The organism is Bradyrhizobium sp. STM 3843 (assembly GCF_000239815.1).
Lineage (GTDB): Bacteria > Pseudomonadota > Alphaproteobacteria > Rhizobiales > Xanthobacteraceae > Bradyrhizobium.
The window spans coordinates 1-15,142 of record NZ_CAFK01000193.1; the positions used below are offsets into that span (position 1 = coordinate 1).

14 protein-coding genes are annotated in these 15,142 nt (G+C 62.3%); 9 read left to right on the forward strand and 5 right to left on the reverse strand.

Going from position 1 to position 15,142, the window contains the following annotated elements; genetic code table 11:
* The 5 genes from BRAS3843_RS20055 to BRAS3843_RS20080 form a co-directional block, all read left to right on the forward strand.
* A partial coding sequence (locus tag BRAS3843_RS20055; RefSeq protein WP_035982275.1) for a replicative DNA helicase occupies window positions 1-1,375 on the forward strand: 1,375 nt, incomplete at its 5' end.
* Window positions 1,376-1,423: 48 nt separating this feature from the next.
* The gene (gene alr / locus BRAS3843_RS20060; RefSeq protein ID WP_008970838.1) at window positions 1,424-2,641 is read left to right on the forward strand and encodes an alanine racemase; all 1,218 of its coding nucleotides are present in this window, start codon (window positions 1,424-1,426) and stop codon (window positions 2,639-2,641) included.
* 841 nt (window positions 2,642-3,482) lie between these two features.
* Window positions 3,483-3,881 carry a RidA family protein gene (locus BRAS3843_RS20065; protein WP_008970839.1) on the forward strand — a complete coding sequence of 133 codons (399 nt, stop codon included), beginning with the start codon at window positions 3,483-3,485 and terminating at the stop codon, window positions 3,879-3,881.
* 414 nt (window positions 3,882-4,295) lie between these two features.
* Entirely contained in the window at window positions 4,296-4,631 is a 336-nt protein-coding gene (locus BRAS3843_RS20070) for a hypothetical protein (protein WP_008970841.1), read from the forward strand.
* Between the two features lie 286 nt (window positions 4,632-4,917).
* Entirely contained in the window at window positions 4,918-5,331 is a 414-nt protein-coding gene (locus BRAS3843_RS20080) for an SRPBCC family protein (protein WP_008970843.1), read from the forward strand.
* A gap of 132 nt (window positions 5,332-5,463) precedes the next feature.
* On the opposite strand, the gene BRAS3843_RS42525 is transcribed toward BRAS3843_RS20080, so the two are convergent.
* The gene (locus BRAS3843_RS42525; protein WP_277996485.1) at window positions 5,464-5,586 is read right to left on the reverse strand and encodes a hypothetical protein; all 123 of its coding nucleotides are present in this window, start codon (window positions 5,584-5,586) and stop codon (window positions 5,464-5,466) included.
* A 495-nt stretch (window positions 5,587-6,081) separates the two neighbouring features.
* On the opposite strand from BRAS3843_RS42525, the gene BRAS3843_RS20085 reads away from it, so the two are divergent.
* Entirely contained in the window at window positions 6,082-7,275 is a 1,194-nt protein-coding gene (locus BRAS3843_RS20085) for a LanC-like protein (RefSeq protein WP_008970844.1), read from the forward strand.
* Window positions 7,276-7,766: 491 nt separating this feature from the next.
* On the forward strand, window positions 7,767-8,156 hold the full coding sequence (locus BRAS3843_RS42225) for a hypothetical protein (RefSeq protein WP_008970845.1): 390 nt from the start codon (window positions 7,767-7,769) through the stop codon (window positions 8,154-8,156).
* Between the two features lies 1 nt (window position 8,157).
* On the opposite strand, the gene BRAS3843_RS20095 is transcribed toward BRAS3843_RS42225, so the two are convergent.
* Window positions 8,158-8,943 (reverse strand): hypothetical protein, encoded by a 786-nt coding sequence (locus BRAS3843_RS20095; protein ID WP_139024929.1) that lies wholly within the window; start codon window positions 8,941-8,943, stop codon window positions 8,158-8,160.
* 412 nt (window positions 8,944-9,355) lie between these two features.
* Here BRAS3843_RS20095 and BRAS3843_RS20100 point away from each other — a divergent pair, with 412 nt between their 5' ends.
* Together BRAS3843_RS20100 and BRAS3843_RS20105 are read left to right on the forward strand one after the other, a co-directional pair.
* A complete protein-coding gene (locus BRAS3843_RS20100) occupies window positions 9,356-10,882 on the forward strand; it encodes an ankyrin repeat domain-containing protein (protein WP_008970847.1) in 1,527 nt (508 codons plus the stop codon).
* A gap of 228 nt (window positions 10,883-11,110) precedes the next feature.
* Complete coding sequence (locus BRAS3843_RS20105; RefSeq protein WP_008970849.1) at window positions 11,111-12,445, forward strand: aminotransferase class V-fold PLP-dependent enzyme; 1,335 nt, start codon at window positions 11,111-11,113, stop codon at window positions 12,443-12,445.
* A gap of 16 nt (window positions 12,446-12,461) precedes the next feature.
* Here the strand turns inward: BRAS3843_RS20105 and BRAS3843_RS20110 are convergent, their stop codons facing one another.
* The 3 genes from BRAS3843_RS20110 to BRAS3843_RS20120 all read right to left on the reverse strand — a co-directional run bounded on the left by BRAS3843_RS20110 (window position 12,462) and on the right by BRAS3843_RS20120 (window position 15,142).
* Entirely contained in the window at window positions 12,462-13,400 is a 939-nt protein-coding gene (locus BRAS3843_RS20110) for a hypothetical protein (protein WP_008970850.1), read from the reverse strand.
* 300 nt (window positions 13,401-13,700) lie between these two features.
* Window positions 13,701-13,985, reverse strand: coding sequence for a hypothetical protein (locus BRAS3843_RS20115; RefSeq protein WP_008970851.1), 285 nt, complete (start codon window positions 13,983-13,985; stop codon window positions 13,701-13,703).
* A gap of 131 nt (window positions 13,986-14,116) precedes the next feature.
* The gene (locus tag BRAS3843_RS20120) at window positions 14,117-15,142 is read right to left on the reverse strand and encodes a D-cysteine desulfhydrase family protein (RefSeq protein WP_008970852.1); all 1,026 of its coding nucleotides are present in this window, start codon (window positions 15,140-15,142) and stop codon (window positions 14,117-14,119) included.

The following is a 15,142-nucleotide window of genomic DNA, read 5'->3' on the forward strand; positions in this document are numbered from 1 at the left end:
CTTCTACCGCGTCTCCGACTTCCTCGAGCCGAAGCATTTCTTCGAGCCGATCCACCAGACCATCTTCGAGACCGCCGCGAGCCTGATCCGGATGGGCAAGATCGCCACGCCGGTGACGCTGAAGACCTTCCTGCCCGCGGATGTCGATATCGGCGGCATGACCGTCGGCCAGTATCTGGCGCGGCTCGCCGCGGAAGCGACCACCATCATCAACGCCCAGGACTATGGGCGCACCATCTACGACCTGTCGCTGCGCCGCGACCTGATCAATATCGGCGAGGACATGGTCAACGTGGCCTATGACGCGCCGGTGGATTTCACGCCGCGCACCCAGATCGAAGATGCCGAGCGCAGGCTCTATGAGCTTGCGGAATCCGGCCGCTACGACGGCGGCTTCCAGAAATTCTCCCAGGCGCTGACCATCGCCATCGACATGGCGGCCAAGGCCTTCCAGCGCGACGGCAAGCTGTCCGGCATCTCGACCGGCTTGCGCGACCTCGACGCCAAGATGGGCGGCCTGCAGCATTCCGACCTGATCATCCTGGCCGGCCGTCCCGGCATGGGCAAGACCTCGCTCGCCACCAACATCGCCTACAACGTCGCCCGAGCCTATGTGCCCGAATTGCAGCCGGACGGGACCAACAAGGCGGTCAATGGCGGCGTTGTCGGGTTCTTCTCCTGCGAAATGAGCGGTGAGCAGCTTGCCACCCGTATCATTGCCGAGCGCTCGGGCATCCCCTCCAGTCATATCCGGCGCGGCGGCATCAGCGAGGCCGATTTCGAGAAATTGCGGGAATGCTCCATCGAGCTGCAGTCCCTGCCCTTCTACGTCGACGAGACCGGCGGCATCTCGATTTCGCAGGTGATGGCCCGCGCCCGGCGGCTGAAGCGGCAGAAGGGGCTCGACCTCCTGGTCATCGACTACATCCAGCTTCTGGCGGGCTCCGGCAAGCGCGGCAACGACAATCGCGTGCAGGAAATCACCGAGATCACCACCAGCCTGAAGGCGCTGGCCAAGGAGCTCAACGTTCCCATCATCGCGCTGTCGCAGCTGTCGCGCCAGGTCGAGAACCGTGACGACAAGCGTCCGCAGCTGTCGGACCTGCGCGAATCCGGCTCGATCGAGCAGGACGCCGACGTCGTGCTGTTCGTGTACCGCGGAGAATACTACCTTGCCGCCAAGGAGCCGCGTCCAGGGACCGAGGAGCATGCCAAATGGCAGCTTGAGATGGACGCAGCTCTCGGCAAGGCCGAGGTGATCATTGGCAAGCAACGTCACGGACCGACCGGCACCGTCGAATTGCACTTCGAGGCATCGGTCACCCGGTTCGGTGACCTCGCTCACGATGGCACGGTGCCTTCGCATGATTACTGACGCGGCCCATGGTTGAACGCCGGCCGCGGCCCGCGTAAAAAGCGGATCATGACAGTTCCCCATCCGAAACCGGCCGATGAAGCGAGCGCGCCCGCGCCCGAGGCCGACCTCGTCCCGCCGAGCGCCACCGGCGTGCTGACCGTCGATCTCGACGCACTGGTGGCCAACTGGCGCAGACTCGAGAAAACGGCGGTGCCGGCGGAATGCGCTGGAGTCATCAAGGCCGATGCCTATGGCTGCGGCACCGCACCGGTGGCGCGCGCGCTGGCCGCCGCTGGCTGCAAGACCTTCTTCGTCGCTACGCTGTCGGAAGCGCGGGCCGCCCGTGCGGCGCTGCCGGATGCGGCCGCGCTCTATGTACTGAACGGCTTCTTCCAGAACACCGGCGACGACTACGCGAAACACAATTGCCGTCCCGTGATCGGCGACCTCCATGAGCTCGCCGAATGGGACTTGTTCTGCCGCCGCACCGGCTGGACTGGCGGCGCCGCCATCCACATCGACACCGGCATGAACCGGCTCGGCCTGACCGTCGACGCGGCACAGAGCATCATCCCGCGCATCCATGCCGGCGACCACGGTATCACGCTCGTCATGAGCCACCTCGTCTCGGCCGAGCAGCTCAACGCGCCGGTCAACGCGCGCCAGCTTGGTGCCTTCCGTGCGATCGCCAGCGAATTCGCCGGCGTGCCGGCCTCGCTTGCCAATTCGTCCGGCATCTTCCTCGGCGCGCCGTTCCAGTTCGACCTGGTCCGACCGGGAGCCGCACTCTATGGCGTCAACCCGACGCCCGAGGCCGACAATCCGATGCAGCCGGTCGCCGAGATCAAGGCCCGCATCGTCCAGCTCCGCGACATCGAGCGCGGCGAGACCGTGGGCTATGGCAGCACCTGGACCGCGCGCCGCGCGACCAGGATCGCGATCATCTCGGCCGGCTATGCCGACGGCTATTTCCGCGCGGCCAGCTCCAATGACGGCACCCGCGGCGCCGACGTCGTCATTGGCGGCAAGCGCTGCCCGATCGCGGGGCGGATCTCGATGGACCTGATCGCAGTCGACATCACCGACCTGCCGCCCAAGAGCGTCAAGCGCGGCCAGATGGCCACACTGCTCGGCGACGGCATCACCGTCGACGAGCTCGCGCATCATTTCGGCACCATCGGCTATGAGGTCCTGACCAGCCTCGGCAAGCGCTATACGCGGATCTACAAGGGCGGTCCGGTGGCGGCGGAGTTGGCGCCGACCGCTGGCGCGCAGCAAGTGTAAGAGCGCATTCAGCGGCCCAATCGTCCTTGCGAGCGCCAGCGACGTGTCCGCCCTAGCCCGAAGGGCGACAGCGGAAGCAAGCCGGATTGATGTGCGCAGCTCCGGATTGCTTCGTCGCCGAAGCCTGTCGTTGGGCTCGCCGGAGGCGAGACCCGTGGGCTCCTCGCAATGACGATCCCGAAACATGAGTAGTCTTTCTCGCGGTGCATAGCGCCCGAGTTGTGCATCTCGTATTCACCCTCTTGATCGTCGAGGGCGCAGGGAATGCCGGGTGCTGGCCGCAACCCATGGCCCGCCTGCAGCAAAGAAGCAGGCGGCAGTCACCACAGGTCCAGCCGGTCATCCGGCATTCCCTGCGCGATGGATTTACGCCTTATGCGTACTCTCCCCGGGGACCGGGCTTTCTTGCCCCCGTGACCGGCGGATCATCATCACCACCGGCGTAGCATCAGCGTCGGGATGCCAGGACCATACGTTTTCGACGTGCGCCTTGTGCCGTTCGTCCACACGACCCCAGGCCATGTTGCGATCCAAAACGCCCACCGCATCCCACCCCGCGTGTCGTGACGATCGCGATGCGCCCCTCGTGCCGAGGCGGGACGGCGAGAGAAAACCACAATTTCTGAAAAACAGAAAGAAGAATATTTTTGGCGGGAGGACTGGACAGGGTGAGTCGCCTTGAGATTGCTGGGGAAATTGGTGTTTTGCGCACGGAGTGCGCATGGAGTATGTCGGCTTTGCATGATCTCCGGCCGACGAATGCCATGGTTCATACGTCGTCTGACACGAGGCCATTGTGCTGTAAGCTCACTGCAGTGATCACTCCGAAGGAGCTCGCGACATGACGTTGGAACATCCGTACCCAAGAGGCCTTCTGCACAACGCGGCATTCTCGCAGGTCGTCGTCGCCTCAGGAGCGCGCACAATCTACACGGCGGGGCAGGTCTCCGTCGACGAAAGCGGCGCAACCATTGGCGTTGGTGATCTCGCCGAGCAGACAGCGCAGGCGATGCGCAATATCGGTCTCGCCCTCGCCGCAGCCGGTGCGAGCTACAGCGATATCGTCAAAATCACCACATATGTTGTGAACTATGAGCCCGAACACCGAGCCATCGTTGGCAAGGCACGAGCACCCTTCTTCGCAAAGAAAATACCACCGGCCAGCACCCTGATCGGTGTCACCGCGCTCGCAATGCCGGAGTGGCTCGTCGAGATTGAGGCTGTTGCTGTGATCGACTGAGATACGCGCGGACAGATGATGTCCGCACATTGAAACTGCTGCTCGAAGTCTCCACTGGACCGGACAATTTGGCTGGTCCTTGTTGCCCCCCGCCCCATGACGCTGAAGCAAGCGTAGCCCGGATGAGCGCAGCGACATCCGGGGCGCCAGCCCCGAGGCCATCCATCGGTCAGCAGACCCGCATATCGCTGCGCTTATACGGGCTACGCTCGTTGGACACGCCGAGTCGCATTGAAAACGCTGACTAACTTCGTGTTTCGGCGCGGCCGTTTAGAAGGACTTTTCTCCGGCCGTCCCCGCGATGTCGAGCCAGCAAGAACCACTGACGAGCCCACCGATGACATCGTCGGCCACGCTTGATACGCTCATGAAAGCCTGCACTGTCAGGCAGTAATAAGTAATAGGCGTGCAGCGATGAGTCGGATTGAGTCTGAGATTCTGGTGGCCCGCGGCAGGATACTCAAATCCGCGCAAGAGATGCTGGCTGGAACGCTGTCGTATATCGAAGGCGCACGGAATATCCTTGCGGCCTGGAAGACAGCACGATTTGATGAACGGGATCCCGACCTCCTGCCCTTGGTCGGAATCGATTCCGAGACAGACGCGCTACCCTTTGGGGAGATGAGGGAGCACTGGCAAGCGGCGGCGCTAGAAGCGCTTCAGCCGGAAATCGACCAAAAAGAAGCTTGGGCCCGCGGATTTGGCGAACCTCACTGCCGAAGTCTCGTCGAGCGCTTTTCAAATGGCTAAATCGAAGTCGGCACTCGGGTCCAGCAAGCGTAGCCCGGACGAGCGCAGCGACATCCGGGGCGCCAGCCCCGAGGCCATCCATCGGTCAGCAGACCCGCATATCGCTGCGCTTATGCGGGCTACGCTCGCTGTTTCATTTTTTAAGCGCATCACGAGTCGTTGTGTCGGCATGAGCCAGTTTCGATCGTCCTTGGATAGACACATCTCAGAGGAGCTGTGGATGGAACTGCACAGGTGAAGGGACACGGTCACTTGACTTGTCAGAATCGGATGAGGAGCAATGTTGATGAGGATCACTGTCGAAACCAGCGTAGCAGCCCCGATCGATCAGGTCTGGCGTGCCTATACGACGCCTGCAGACATCATGAAGTGGAACGCCGCGTCCGACGACTGGCATACGACCAAAGCCACGGTCGACCTGAGAGAAGGAGGCGCTTTCTCATCTCGCATGGAGGCCAAGGACGGCAGCATGGGCTTTGACTTCGCCGGCACCTACACGAAGATCGTTGAACACAAGCGGATCGAATACGCGTTCGGCGATCGGAAGGCCGAAGTGGAGTTCGCACCCGGTCCGAAGGGCATTGTCGTCCGCGTTGTCTTCGATAGCGAACCGACGCACTCGGTTGAGCAGCAGCAAGGCGGTTGGCAGGCGATCCTCGACAACTTCGCACGATACGTGGAGACGAAGCCGCAACCCTAGCCCGGATGAGCGCAGCGATATCCGGGCGCCAGCCCAGAGGGCATCTATCGACCGGCAGACCCGCATGTCGCTGCGCGCATGCTCATGCTCGCTAAGTGCACCCCAACGCCTCAGGGCGTAGGGATCGCGATATCATCGCCATAACCAAGGCGCGGCGATCAGCGCGACAATGACGATAGCAGCGAGGATCGCCATCCATCCCCGAGCGTCAAAGTCAAAACCTGGACCCTTGAAACGCAGCTGATGGTCGGACATTACATGGCTCTCCATTTGAAGTCATGGACAAGCCGAAACAGTCGTAAGGGGATGGATTTGGCCCACAGATTCCAAATCTGTGCAACGCACCGACACAGAGCGCAGAAAAAGCTCAATAACATCAGGTCCCCTGAGAATCATCACTGACACAGAGGGTTAGAACTTGCCCTGGCTATGTGGGTAAGTCCTGCTGCCGTCGAAGATCTTTGCGATTATTTTAGCGGCGTGGTTCCTTGGTAGAGAACCAGGGGATTTTCAAATTCCTCAATGATTTCATCGTTCGGCGCTCATAGGAGAAGAGCGCAGTACAACAAAAATTTCCGCCCAGCCTATGAGCGAAAGTGGAAGCTCTCGTCGCGAACTTGATACGAGCTTCGGAGTTTCAGGACGGCACGACTTGACCGTACACATCGTAACCGTTCGCTGGTGATCTAGGATAAGGTTACAAGCGGCCCACGGTCCTTTCGCGTGATGAAGGAATAGGAGTGTCAAGCCATGATCGTTCTCGGCCGTCATCGCGCGCTCGTCGACGAGGCCTGGAGCGACCTGGCAGCCCGGAACGCGATCGCCGACATCGTCAGCGACGCAGTCGCTGATTTCGATCCCGAGACGTTCTGGCCGGGCCACCCCGGCGATGATGGCGTCGGCGACGGTAACCCGAGTTTCTATTATGGCGCGGCCGGCGTGATTTGGGCGCTGGACTATTTGCATCGGATTGGCGCGACCCGCATCACTGCGGACTTTCGCCCAGTAATGCCGAAGCTCCTCGAGCGGACAATCACTCACTTCCAAACCCATTCGCCGACCGATTACGCCAAACATGGTTCTCTGCTGTTTGGCGACATGGGCGCGGCCCTTCTTGCCATGCGCATTGCTCCCATCTCGAGCCTGGCCGATCTGGTGCACGCACGCGCAGAAGCGAACAACGGACTTCCAGTCCGAGAACTGATGTGGGGCTTGCCCGGCTCGATGCTGGCCGCAATCCATATGGCGGAGATGACGCAGGAGCCGCGGTGGCGCCGGCTGTTCGAAATGCAGACAGCCCGGCTCCTGGCCGAATTGGAGGAGACGCCGCAAGGACCGCTTTGGACACAAGATCTCTACGGCACCAAAGATCGTTGGCTCGGGCCCGTGCACGGCTTCGCCGGCAACCTCATTCCGTTGTTGCGAGGATGGGACTGGCTGACGCCGATGCAGCAGGCGCACGTGGTCGACTTTGTGCCAAGAGCCCTCGCGGCGAATGCATGGCAATCTGACGTTGGGGCGACCTGGGGCGCGAGAAGCAAGCGCGAGACGCCGCCGACCTTGTGTCAGCATTGTCATGGTGCGCCGGGCATGGTGACGACCTTTGCGGAGGCGCCGATCGCGAGCCCTGACTTTGACGCGCTTCTGCTGGATGCTGGTCGATTCACCTGGTCCGCCGGACCACTCACAAAGGGATCCAATCTCTGCCACGGCACAAGCGGGAATGGGTATGCATTCCTGAAACTCTACCGCCGCACCAACGATACGATCTGGCTCGACCGCGCGCGCCAGTTCGCCATGACGGCCATCGTCCAGTATCGCAGCACGCGCGTCGCGGTCGGCCGCGGACGCTATTCGCTTTGGACCGGCGACGTCGGCCTCGCTATCTACCTGTGGGATTGCATCACGGGAGAGCCGCGTTTCCCGACGATCGACGTGTTCTGATCCCCTGTTCAAAGACAGCAAGCTTGGCCCGGCTGAGCGGGGCAATTTCCGGGACCTTCAACACTCCGGTCAATGCTCCCAGGGCCATTTGCTCAGCTCCTGGCGCACTCGATGAAGTCCGAGATCCCGCTGTTCAATAGGAGAAAGCTCGGACAGCCTGCGCCGTGCAGCTGCGCGTCGAACCATGTCACGAAGGCCCTCGGCCAGCCCGACCAGTGCTCGGCCCACCAAGCGTGGCACTCGTATCAGCACAAGATCGCGCACGACGTCGCCTCCTCGGTGCAACGCCGACTGAAAACATGCTGTCCGCATCCAAGCCACCCGATTTGCGGAAAGCCTCGGGCCACAAGATCCCGGACAATTCCGCCACAAGCAAGCTGAGCTCCGGCCGATCGGCGCGATATCCGGACAGGTCGCTCATCGATCCATTTAACGCTGGATAAACGCTGCAAGGTTAGGAGAGTGACGCAGACTTATTGGAGCAGAGCAGCATGTGGCAGCAGGCGCGACATCTCGGAATTGTTCTGACGGCAATATCGACCCTTTGCCCATTCGGCGTACGCGCCGACGATGCAAGCCCTGGGCGCGATCGCACCGAAGCGAACGCGGAGCGACGCGAGGAGCCGATCCGGATACAGGTCAGCGTCAATTTGCTGTTTCCTGGACCTGCCGGGGAGAGTGAAGAAGCGGTGAAGCTGAGGGAACGAGCACGGCGCTCAGTTTATGAAATGGCGGCTGGCGAGTGCGCTCTGGTTGAGCAGGTGCTCGCGAAAACCTGCCGCCTCGAATCCGTTAGCGTCAGCCTCAACCGACAGTCCGGTGGACCGGCCGAAGGTTACGTCGCCGCCGGCAATTTCGTCCTCCGAACGACGCTGAAATAGCTCAGTTCACATACGCCAGGGTCGCATCGCGGCGCACCTCGTAGACATGCGCCCGCAAGGTCCCGTCCGCTCCCGAGCGGTTGGGCCGGTCGACCAGCAGGCAGGCGGCATAATCCGGCGCTGGCTCGCGGTCGGTTGCAGCAACGCGCTGGAGCGCAATGGTTGTGAGCCAGCGGCAAATGCGCCGCGTGAACGGCCGCATCCAGGGATCGCCATCGGCCAGTGCCACGCCGATGAGCATCGAGCCGGGCGATGTGCCCTTCCAGAAAACAACGCAGAATGTGCCGCTCTGAAAACTAAGCTGTCGACCGATCCAACCGAGTTCAGCGGGCGACATCGTGATGCACGTATCGGTCACAGCATCACGATCATCGAACTCGAAATATTGGGCGGAGAGTTTCTTTCCAAAACGATCCCTCAAATAGCGGACGCTTGGCTCCCCTTGCCTGCCAAAGGCTGGCGCCTCGTGCGGATCGATCTGGAACGGAAAGGTGCTTTCCAGCCGTCCCTGCCGGCCAATGACAAACAAGCCCCTGGCGTCAGAGAACTGACCGGGCGCGCGCTTTTCTTCGACGATCTTGTCGCCCACGCGCGTGATCAATCGAGGAGGCTGGGTCTCGAGAACGGTCTGCGCATCTGCACCATATTTTGTCTTCATGGCTTCGACCGCACGGTCATAATCCGCGATCAGGATCGAGACGCTGGTGGTGATGGCATGAACCTCGGCCAGCGAGGCGCGCGGCATGCGTAGGTCGAAGACGAGTTCGCCAATGGCGGCCGCGGCCAAGGCGGCAACCGCTCCGGCAACAATCATCAATTTCCGTTGCAACCGCATGGGCCAAATCCGATATCGATCCCTTCATATCACCCGGGCGGTTTATAAATTCTCTGAGCATCCATCGGTTTTTCACGTTATCGGCGGACCCGCTTGGGTATGGGGGCATGCGGCGTGTACGGAACCGTCGTGCGAACAAACTGCATCGCTTGACGCATATAACGTCAGCGGGTTAGCGTTGATGCCGCGTCGGCAGGGCGCATCGTGTCCGCGGAAAGGGACTCTCCCACCTGCCCGATATCAATCGCTTCCACAGACGAACCTCTTTTGCCCCATACAGCGCGGACCAGGGCAGTTTTAAAGGAGGAGTCGTCATGTCCCAGTCTGTTCTTCCCAACCGCTCGACTGCGCTGCGTGGTGCGCCATGACGCGGTTTTCTGTGGAACCGCTGCCGCCCCGGCCAAGCCTGGAGCATCAGCAGAAGCTCGCCAAGCGCTTGTTGCGCAATTGCTGGGCGCGTGATGCCGACGCGATTGAACGCGCGCGCACATTCCTCCCCGGCTCGCCAGATCCCGACGCGCTCAAGCTGCACGACGCGCAGCTCATCATCGCGCGCGGTTACGGTTTCGACTCCTGGGCAGCGATGAAGCGCAAGATCGAATCGCTCACCACGTCGCCGCTCGAACAGTTCGACATCGCGGTGCGCGAAGGCGATGCCGAACTGGCACGCGCACTCCTGCAGAGACACGCTGACATCCGGGCGCGCATCAACGAACCGCGCTTCGACTTCGACGCTCCGGCCGTCCATCAAGCGAGAAAGAATCTGGCGCTCGTCGATGTCTTGCTGCAGCACGGGGCAGACATCAATGCGCGTTCGCAATGGTGGGCGGGTGGCTTCGGCATTTTGGAGTGGGATTTGACGCCGGCGCAGGCGGCGCCACTGATTGATCGCGGGGCGCGGATCACGCCTTGGGCGGCGGCCGGGCTCGGATTATACGACGAGCTGAAGTCAATCCTGACGGCCCATCCGCATCTCGTGAACGAGCGCGGGGGTGACGGCAAGACTGCACTGCATTGTGCAGCTACCTGTTCCGTCGCCGAGTTGCTGCTCGACAACGGATCGGATCTGGAGGCGCGGGATGTCGATCACGCCTCCACTCCGCTTCAGTACAGAATTGCAGACGAGCCGATCGCGCGTCTGCTGGTGGCACGGGGAGCTGATGTCGACATCTTTGCTGCAGCCCGGCTGGGTGACAAGGGTTTGGTCGAGCGGTGCTTGCGCAACGATCCACGATGCGCCGAATCCCGTGTCAACCGCGCGCCGTTCACCGCGCCCGGTCTCCACATCTACGGCTGGACGCTCGGCTTCGATCTCACGCCTGCCGACGTGGCGCGGAAATTCGGCCACAGCGAGATCGCGGAGCTGATCGTGTCGTCGCTATCGCCGAAAGCGCGCCTTATCGATGCGCTCTGGTGCGGCGATGGCGAGCGTGCCCGTCGCGAGCTGGACCGGCATCCGACGGCGCTGAGGGAGATCGAACCCCACGAGCACGCTCTCCTGGCCTCTGCTGCCTGGTGGTACCGACCCGACAGCGTGCGACTGATGCTGGACTACGGCTTCGATCCCCACGCCACGGGGGCCCATAACTCGACGCCGCTGGACCGCGCCAGCTTCCACGGCTACGCCGACATCGTTGCAACCTTGCTGTCACGGGACCCCGATCCGCCTCTGACCTATCAAAACGAGTTCGGCGGCATACCGCTGGGAGCCTGCATCTACGGCGCGCTGAACGGCTGGACAACCGGCCACCCGCAAGATCATGTCCGCACGGTGAAACTGCTGCTCGACGCGGGCTCTCCGCTGGACCCGACAATTCTCCCCACCGGCCATGATGAGCTCGACACGGTTTTGCGAGCGTGGCTGAAGAGCAGCGGGAGATCATTGGCGTAGCGGGAGCAAGCGTAGCCCGATCAGCGCGGCGACACCTGAGGCCTCCAAGCCTTTGCGTATATGCACGCCCGAGAGACCCGCATGTCGCTGCGCTCATGCGGGCTACGCGCGGCTGCATGATCTCTGACATTCACACGCCCTCGCCCCGGCATCGTCGAACCGTCACCAGATCGTCATTCCTGCTTCGTCGCTCATTGCTCTGCTCGCCGCGCGAACGCGAGGCCTGCAATGAATTTCTTGGAGACCATGACGTCCAACCGCCGCTCGGTCCTGCGCGGCCTTGCCGCAGCTGCGATCGCACCACTAGCCTCGCCGGCGATGGCAGCCGAAAACTCGTCAATATCGGGCTTGCCGCAGCCACCGACCGGGCCTGCGGCCGAGATTGCCACCGACACAGCGTATTGGAGCGCGGTGCGCCGGCTTTATGCGGTGACACCGGACGTGGTCAATCTGGAGAACGGCTACTGGGGCGTGATGCCCGAGCCGGTGCGGCTGGAGTTCGTCCGGCAGTCCGACATGGTCAACTACCAGAACTCGTACTACGCGCGGCAGCGCTTCGGGGCGGATTTCGAGGCCGTGCGCGTCAGGGTGGCGCAGGCGGTGGGGACAGCACCTGAGGAGATTGCGCTGACGCGTGGCGCGACCGAGGCGCTGCAGCTCCTCATCGGCGGCTACAACAGGCTGAAGCCCGGTGACGCCGTGCTCTACGCCGACCTCGATTATGATTCCATGCAATATGCCATGAACGCGCTTCATGCCCGGCGCGGCGTCGACGTGGTCAAGTTCAACATCCCCGAGCCGGCGACCCGACAGGCCGTGCTGGACGCCTACGCCCAAGCGCTCGATGCCAACCCGAAGACGCGCCTGCTGCTGCTCACCCATGTCAGCCACCGGACCGGTCTCGTGATGCCGATCGCCGAGATCGTGCGCATGGCCAAGGCCAGGGACATCGACACCATCGTCGACGCGGCCCATTCGTGGGGCCAGCTCGATTTTAGGGTGGGCGAGCTCGCGGCCGATTTCGTCGGCTTCAACCTGCACAAATGGATCGGCGCGCCGCTCGGCATAGGCTTCCTCTATATCAGGAAGGACCGGCTCGACTGCATCGATCGCGACATGGGCGACGAGGACTTTGCCGAGACCGACATCCGTTCGCGCGTGCACACCGGCACGATCAATTTCGCCACCGTGTTGACGGTGCCCACGGCCATTGCCCTTCACCAGGAGATCGGCGCGACGGCCAAACAAGCCCGTCTGCGTTATCTGCGCGACTATTGGGTGAGCCGCGCCAGGGCGTTCAAGGGCATTGAGATCCTGACGCCGGACGAGGTGGGCGTCTACGGCGCCATCACATCGTTCCGGCTGTCCGGCAAGACCAGCAAGGCTGACAGCGACGCCATCGTGGCGAAGCTGAGGGACGACTACAAGGTGCTCACCGTGCGCCGGGCGGGCGTGGCCAATGGCCAATGCATTCGCGTGACGCCGGCGCTCTATACCGACGAGGCGGATCTCGACCGCCTGGTCGCGGCGCTCGCCCTCCTGACTGGCACAAAGAATGGCTGAGCGCTCCGTCGCAGTCCTATTTCGCCGCTGTCCGTCGGTCTATTTGTTGGAGTCGCACAAAGGCCGCCCACGCCTTTCGATAGTCCATGTCAATGGGATCGATCGTCAGGAGCGCCCTGCAGGCCTCATTGATCTCTTCCGATGAAGGTCGCAGCTTCGGATCTGCTGCGGCCTCCGATCGCTTCCAGCGATCCTCAACATCTTTCGCCAGGGCGAGAGCTTCGGATGGGCCGCGTTTCCGGGTTGGCTTCGCCAAAGGGTGACCTGCAGGGAATGTTGGCCAAGCCGCCGGGGGCTGATCGCCCCGCCAATCAACGGGGTCGCTGACGGCAGCCTTTGCTATCGCAACGACTTGCGGCCCGCTCGCCTGGTCCGACGGGATCGCCGTCCGTCCGGCCAGTTCACGGATCTGCTGCTCCATGCTTTGGTTCCCAGACGTTCCGCCGGCCGCGGGCGCCAGCTTGGTCAGCGCCGACAGCGTGGATGGATCGCCCTTGGGGATCAGCTTCTGGGCCGTCTTCACCATCGCCAATGTGCCAGGCGATATCGCGAAATCCGTTTGCGCTATTTTTGGCGCGTCGTCAGCGACCGGACAGGGTCTGAACGACGACTGTTTGCGCGTCATTCGGCCGCCATCGTCGATGTGAGCGAAATCGACAGCCACGGCGTAGACAAAGCCGGCATCGGCAAGGTTGCCGCTTCTGTCTCTCGCCTTGACAACACCGCAGACATATCGCGCGGCGTCCGCCGTGACCGAGCGCAATCCGTCGAACTGCGCTGAACCCGGATCGATCAGCATATCCCGAACAGCGGCGCGCGCTCTCATATGGTCTGGCGACAGACTGCTGATGACCAAATCCGGATTGATGAATGAGGGCTGAAAATACCACTTGAGCTCTGCAGCCAAGAACGCCGCGCCAACGCCCACTGCAATCAAAAGGGCAGGTACATTCATGATGTTATTCCAGGTAGCGTCAAGTAAAGATTGTTATTATGAATACGAGTAATCTCTGGTAGTGTTTCCGAACAAACCTCTGACCGCTGAACTCCGGGCTCGCCGTTTACGAGAGAGGTGGAATTATACATCTACCGATGTATGTACCGGTAGCGTGATAATCTCTGAGAGCGGGATAGGGTTAATCCACCCTTAAGTTGATCGGCCTGAACTGCCCAGGTCTTCCTCCGGGCCGCTCTGAAGCGTCGAGCAGCGCGTCGCCGCGACGAAGGCGCGGCGATTGGCTTTGGTGCGCCGGCGCTATTGGCCGATGCCAAATCCGCCGGGCTCGATATCGCCCGGCGCGACAGGCGGCGCGTAGGGGCTGGTGTCGACCCGGTCGTCCTCCGGACGATAGCGATAGCGCGGAACGATATTGTAGTCCGGCACCCAAGACGGGTCTCGCATCACCACGGGCACGCGCACGGGCGCCGTGATGACGATCCTGTGCGTCGGCCTTCGAACATCAGCTCTCGATCTGGCTTCGGCGGCAGCACTCAGCGCCACCACTATCCCCAGCGCCACCGCGACGGTCATCGTTTTCATGGTCTTGGATCTCCCCTGGCCAACAGCGACGTCAACGAGCAATGGTCATGATCGTTCCAGAGCGCCAGGCCCGTTCAATCCGTCCACGATCGCTCGCTTAGGATGGCTCACCGCGAACAAATAACGGCCGATCAGATGCCGAGCACACCTTGGTAGGCGAACAGAGCGGGGGCTCCGCCGGTGTGGATGAAAATGACGTCCGTGTCGGGCTGCAATCGCCTCTCCCGAACCAGCGCGATCAGGCCGGCCAACGCCTTGCCCGAGTAGACCGGATCAAGCGTCAAGGCTTCGAGCGCGCCGGCAAGCTTGATGGCGTCGATGGTGGCCGCGTGCGGCACGCCGTAGGCAGGACCTGCGTGTCCGGCGACGACCTCGACGTCGTCCTCATCGAAGCGGGCGCCAATCATTTCGGCTGCGGCGCTTGCGTAGGCGATGACATCGGAACGCACGCGCTCAGGTTCGGCATCGATATCGATGCCGATGATCCGCGTCTTGGGCATCGCGACCGACGCGCCGACGACAAGGCCGGCCTGTGTTGCCGCGCTGCCAGTGCAATGCACGATCGCGGCAGGCAGAATGCCGAGAGCCTGCGACTGCGCCGCGATCTCCACGATGGTCGATGCGTAGGCGATCGCGCCAAGCGGATTGGAAACGCCGTAAGGAACGAAATAAGGCCGATGACCTTCATCCCTGAGCCGGTGTCCCAGCTCCTCGATCGCCGCGTTGCGATTTCCTGTCCAGGGCACATCATGCAGGTGCGCGCCGAACAGCCGATTGAGGAGCGCGTTTCCCGACGTCTCGTACTCGGGCGTCGGCGGGGCGACACGCCCGTGATAGACCGCCAGATGACACGCCAGGCCGAGCTTGGCAGCCGCGGCAGCGACCTGACGCTGGCTGTTGGACTGGACGACGCCGCCAGACACCAGCACGTCCGCCTTCGCTGCGAGGGCGTCGTGAAGGATATAGTCGAGCTTGCGCAGCTTGTTGCCGCCAAAGCCGAGCCCGGTCGCATCCTCGCGCTTCACCCATAAGCGCGGCCCACCCAGATGGTGCGTGAGCCGCCTCATAGGTTCGAGCGGCGTCGGCAGGCTGGCGAGCCCGATGCGCGGAAACGCCGACAGCTTGGAGGCAAGCATCGTTGCACCTTCGGCGGTCAT

Coding starts and splice junctions, on each gene's coding strand:
- alr (WP_008970838.1), top strand. CDS start 1,424: ATGACAGTTCCCCATCCGAAACCGGCCGATGAAGCGAGCGCGCCCGCG.
- BRAS3843_RS20065 (WP_008970839.1), top strand. CDS start 3,483: ATGACGTTGGAACATCCGTACCCAAGAGGCCTTCTGCACAACGCGGCA.
- BRAS3843_RS20070 (WP_008970841.1), top strand. CDS start 4,296: ATGAGTCGGATTGAGTCTGAGATTCTGGTGGCCCGCGGCAGGATACTC.
- BRAS3843_RS20080 (WP_008970843.1), top strand. CDS start 4,918: ATGAGGATCACTGTCGAAACCAGCGTAGCAGCCCCGATCGATCAGGTC.
- BRAS3843_RS42525 (WP_277996485.1), bottom strand. CDS start 5,586: ATGTCCGACCATCAGCTGCGTTTCAAGGGTCCAGGTTTTGACTTTGAC.
- BRAS3843_RS20085 (WP_008970844.1), top strand. CDS start 6,082: ATGATCGTTCTCGGCCGTCATCGCGCGCTCGTCGACGAGGCCTGGAGC.
- BRAS3843_RS42225 (WP_008970845.1), top strand. CDS start 7,767: ATGTGGCAGCAGGCGCGACATCTCGGAATTGTTCTGACGGCAATATCG.
- BRAS3843_RS20100 (WP_008970847.1), top strand. CDS start 9,356: ATGACGCGGTTTTCTGTGGAACCGCTGCCGCCCCGGCCAAGCCTGGAG.
- BRAS3843_RS20105 (WP_008970849.1), top strand. CDS start 11,111: ATGAATTTCTTGGAGACCATGACGTCCAACCGCCGCTCGGTCCTGCGC.
- BRAS3843_RS20110 (WP_008970850.1), bottom strand. CDS start 13,400: ATGAATGTACCTGCCCTTTTGATTGCAGTGGGCGTTGGCGCGGCGTTC.
- BRAS3843_RS20115 (WP_008970851.1), bottom strand. CDS start 13,985: ATGAAAACGATGACCGTCGCGGTGGCGCTGGGGATAGTGGTGGCGCTG.
- BRAS3843_RS20120 (WP_008970852.1), bottom strand. CDS start 15,142: ATGACCGCCGAAGGTGCAACGATGCTTGCCTCCAAGCTGTCGGCGTTT.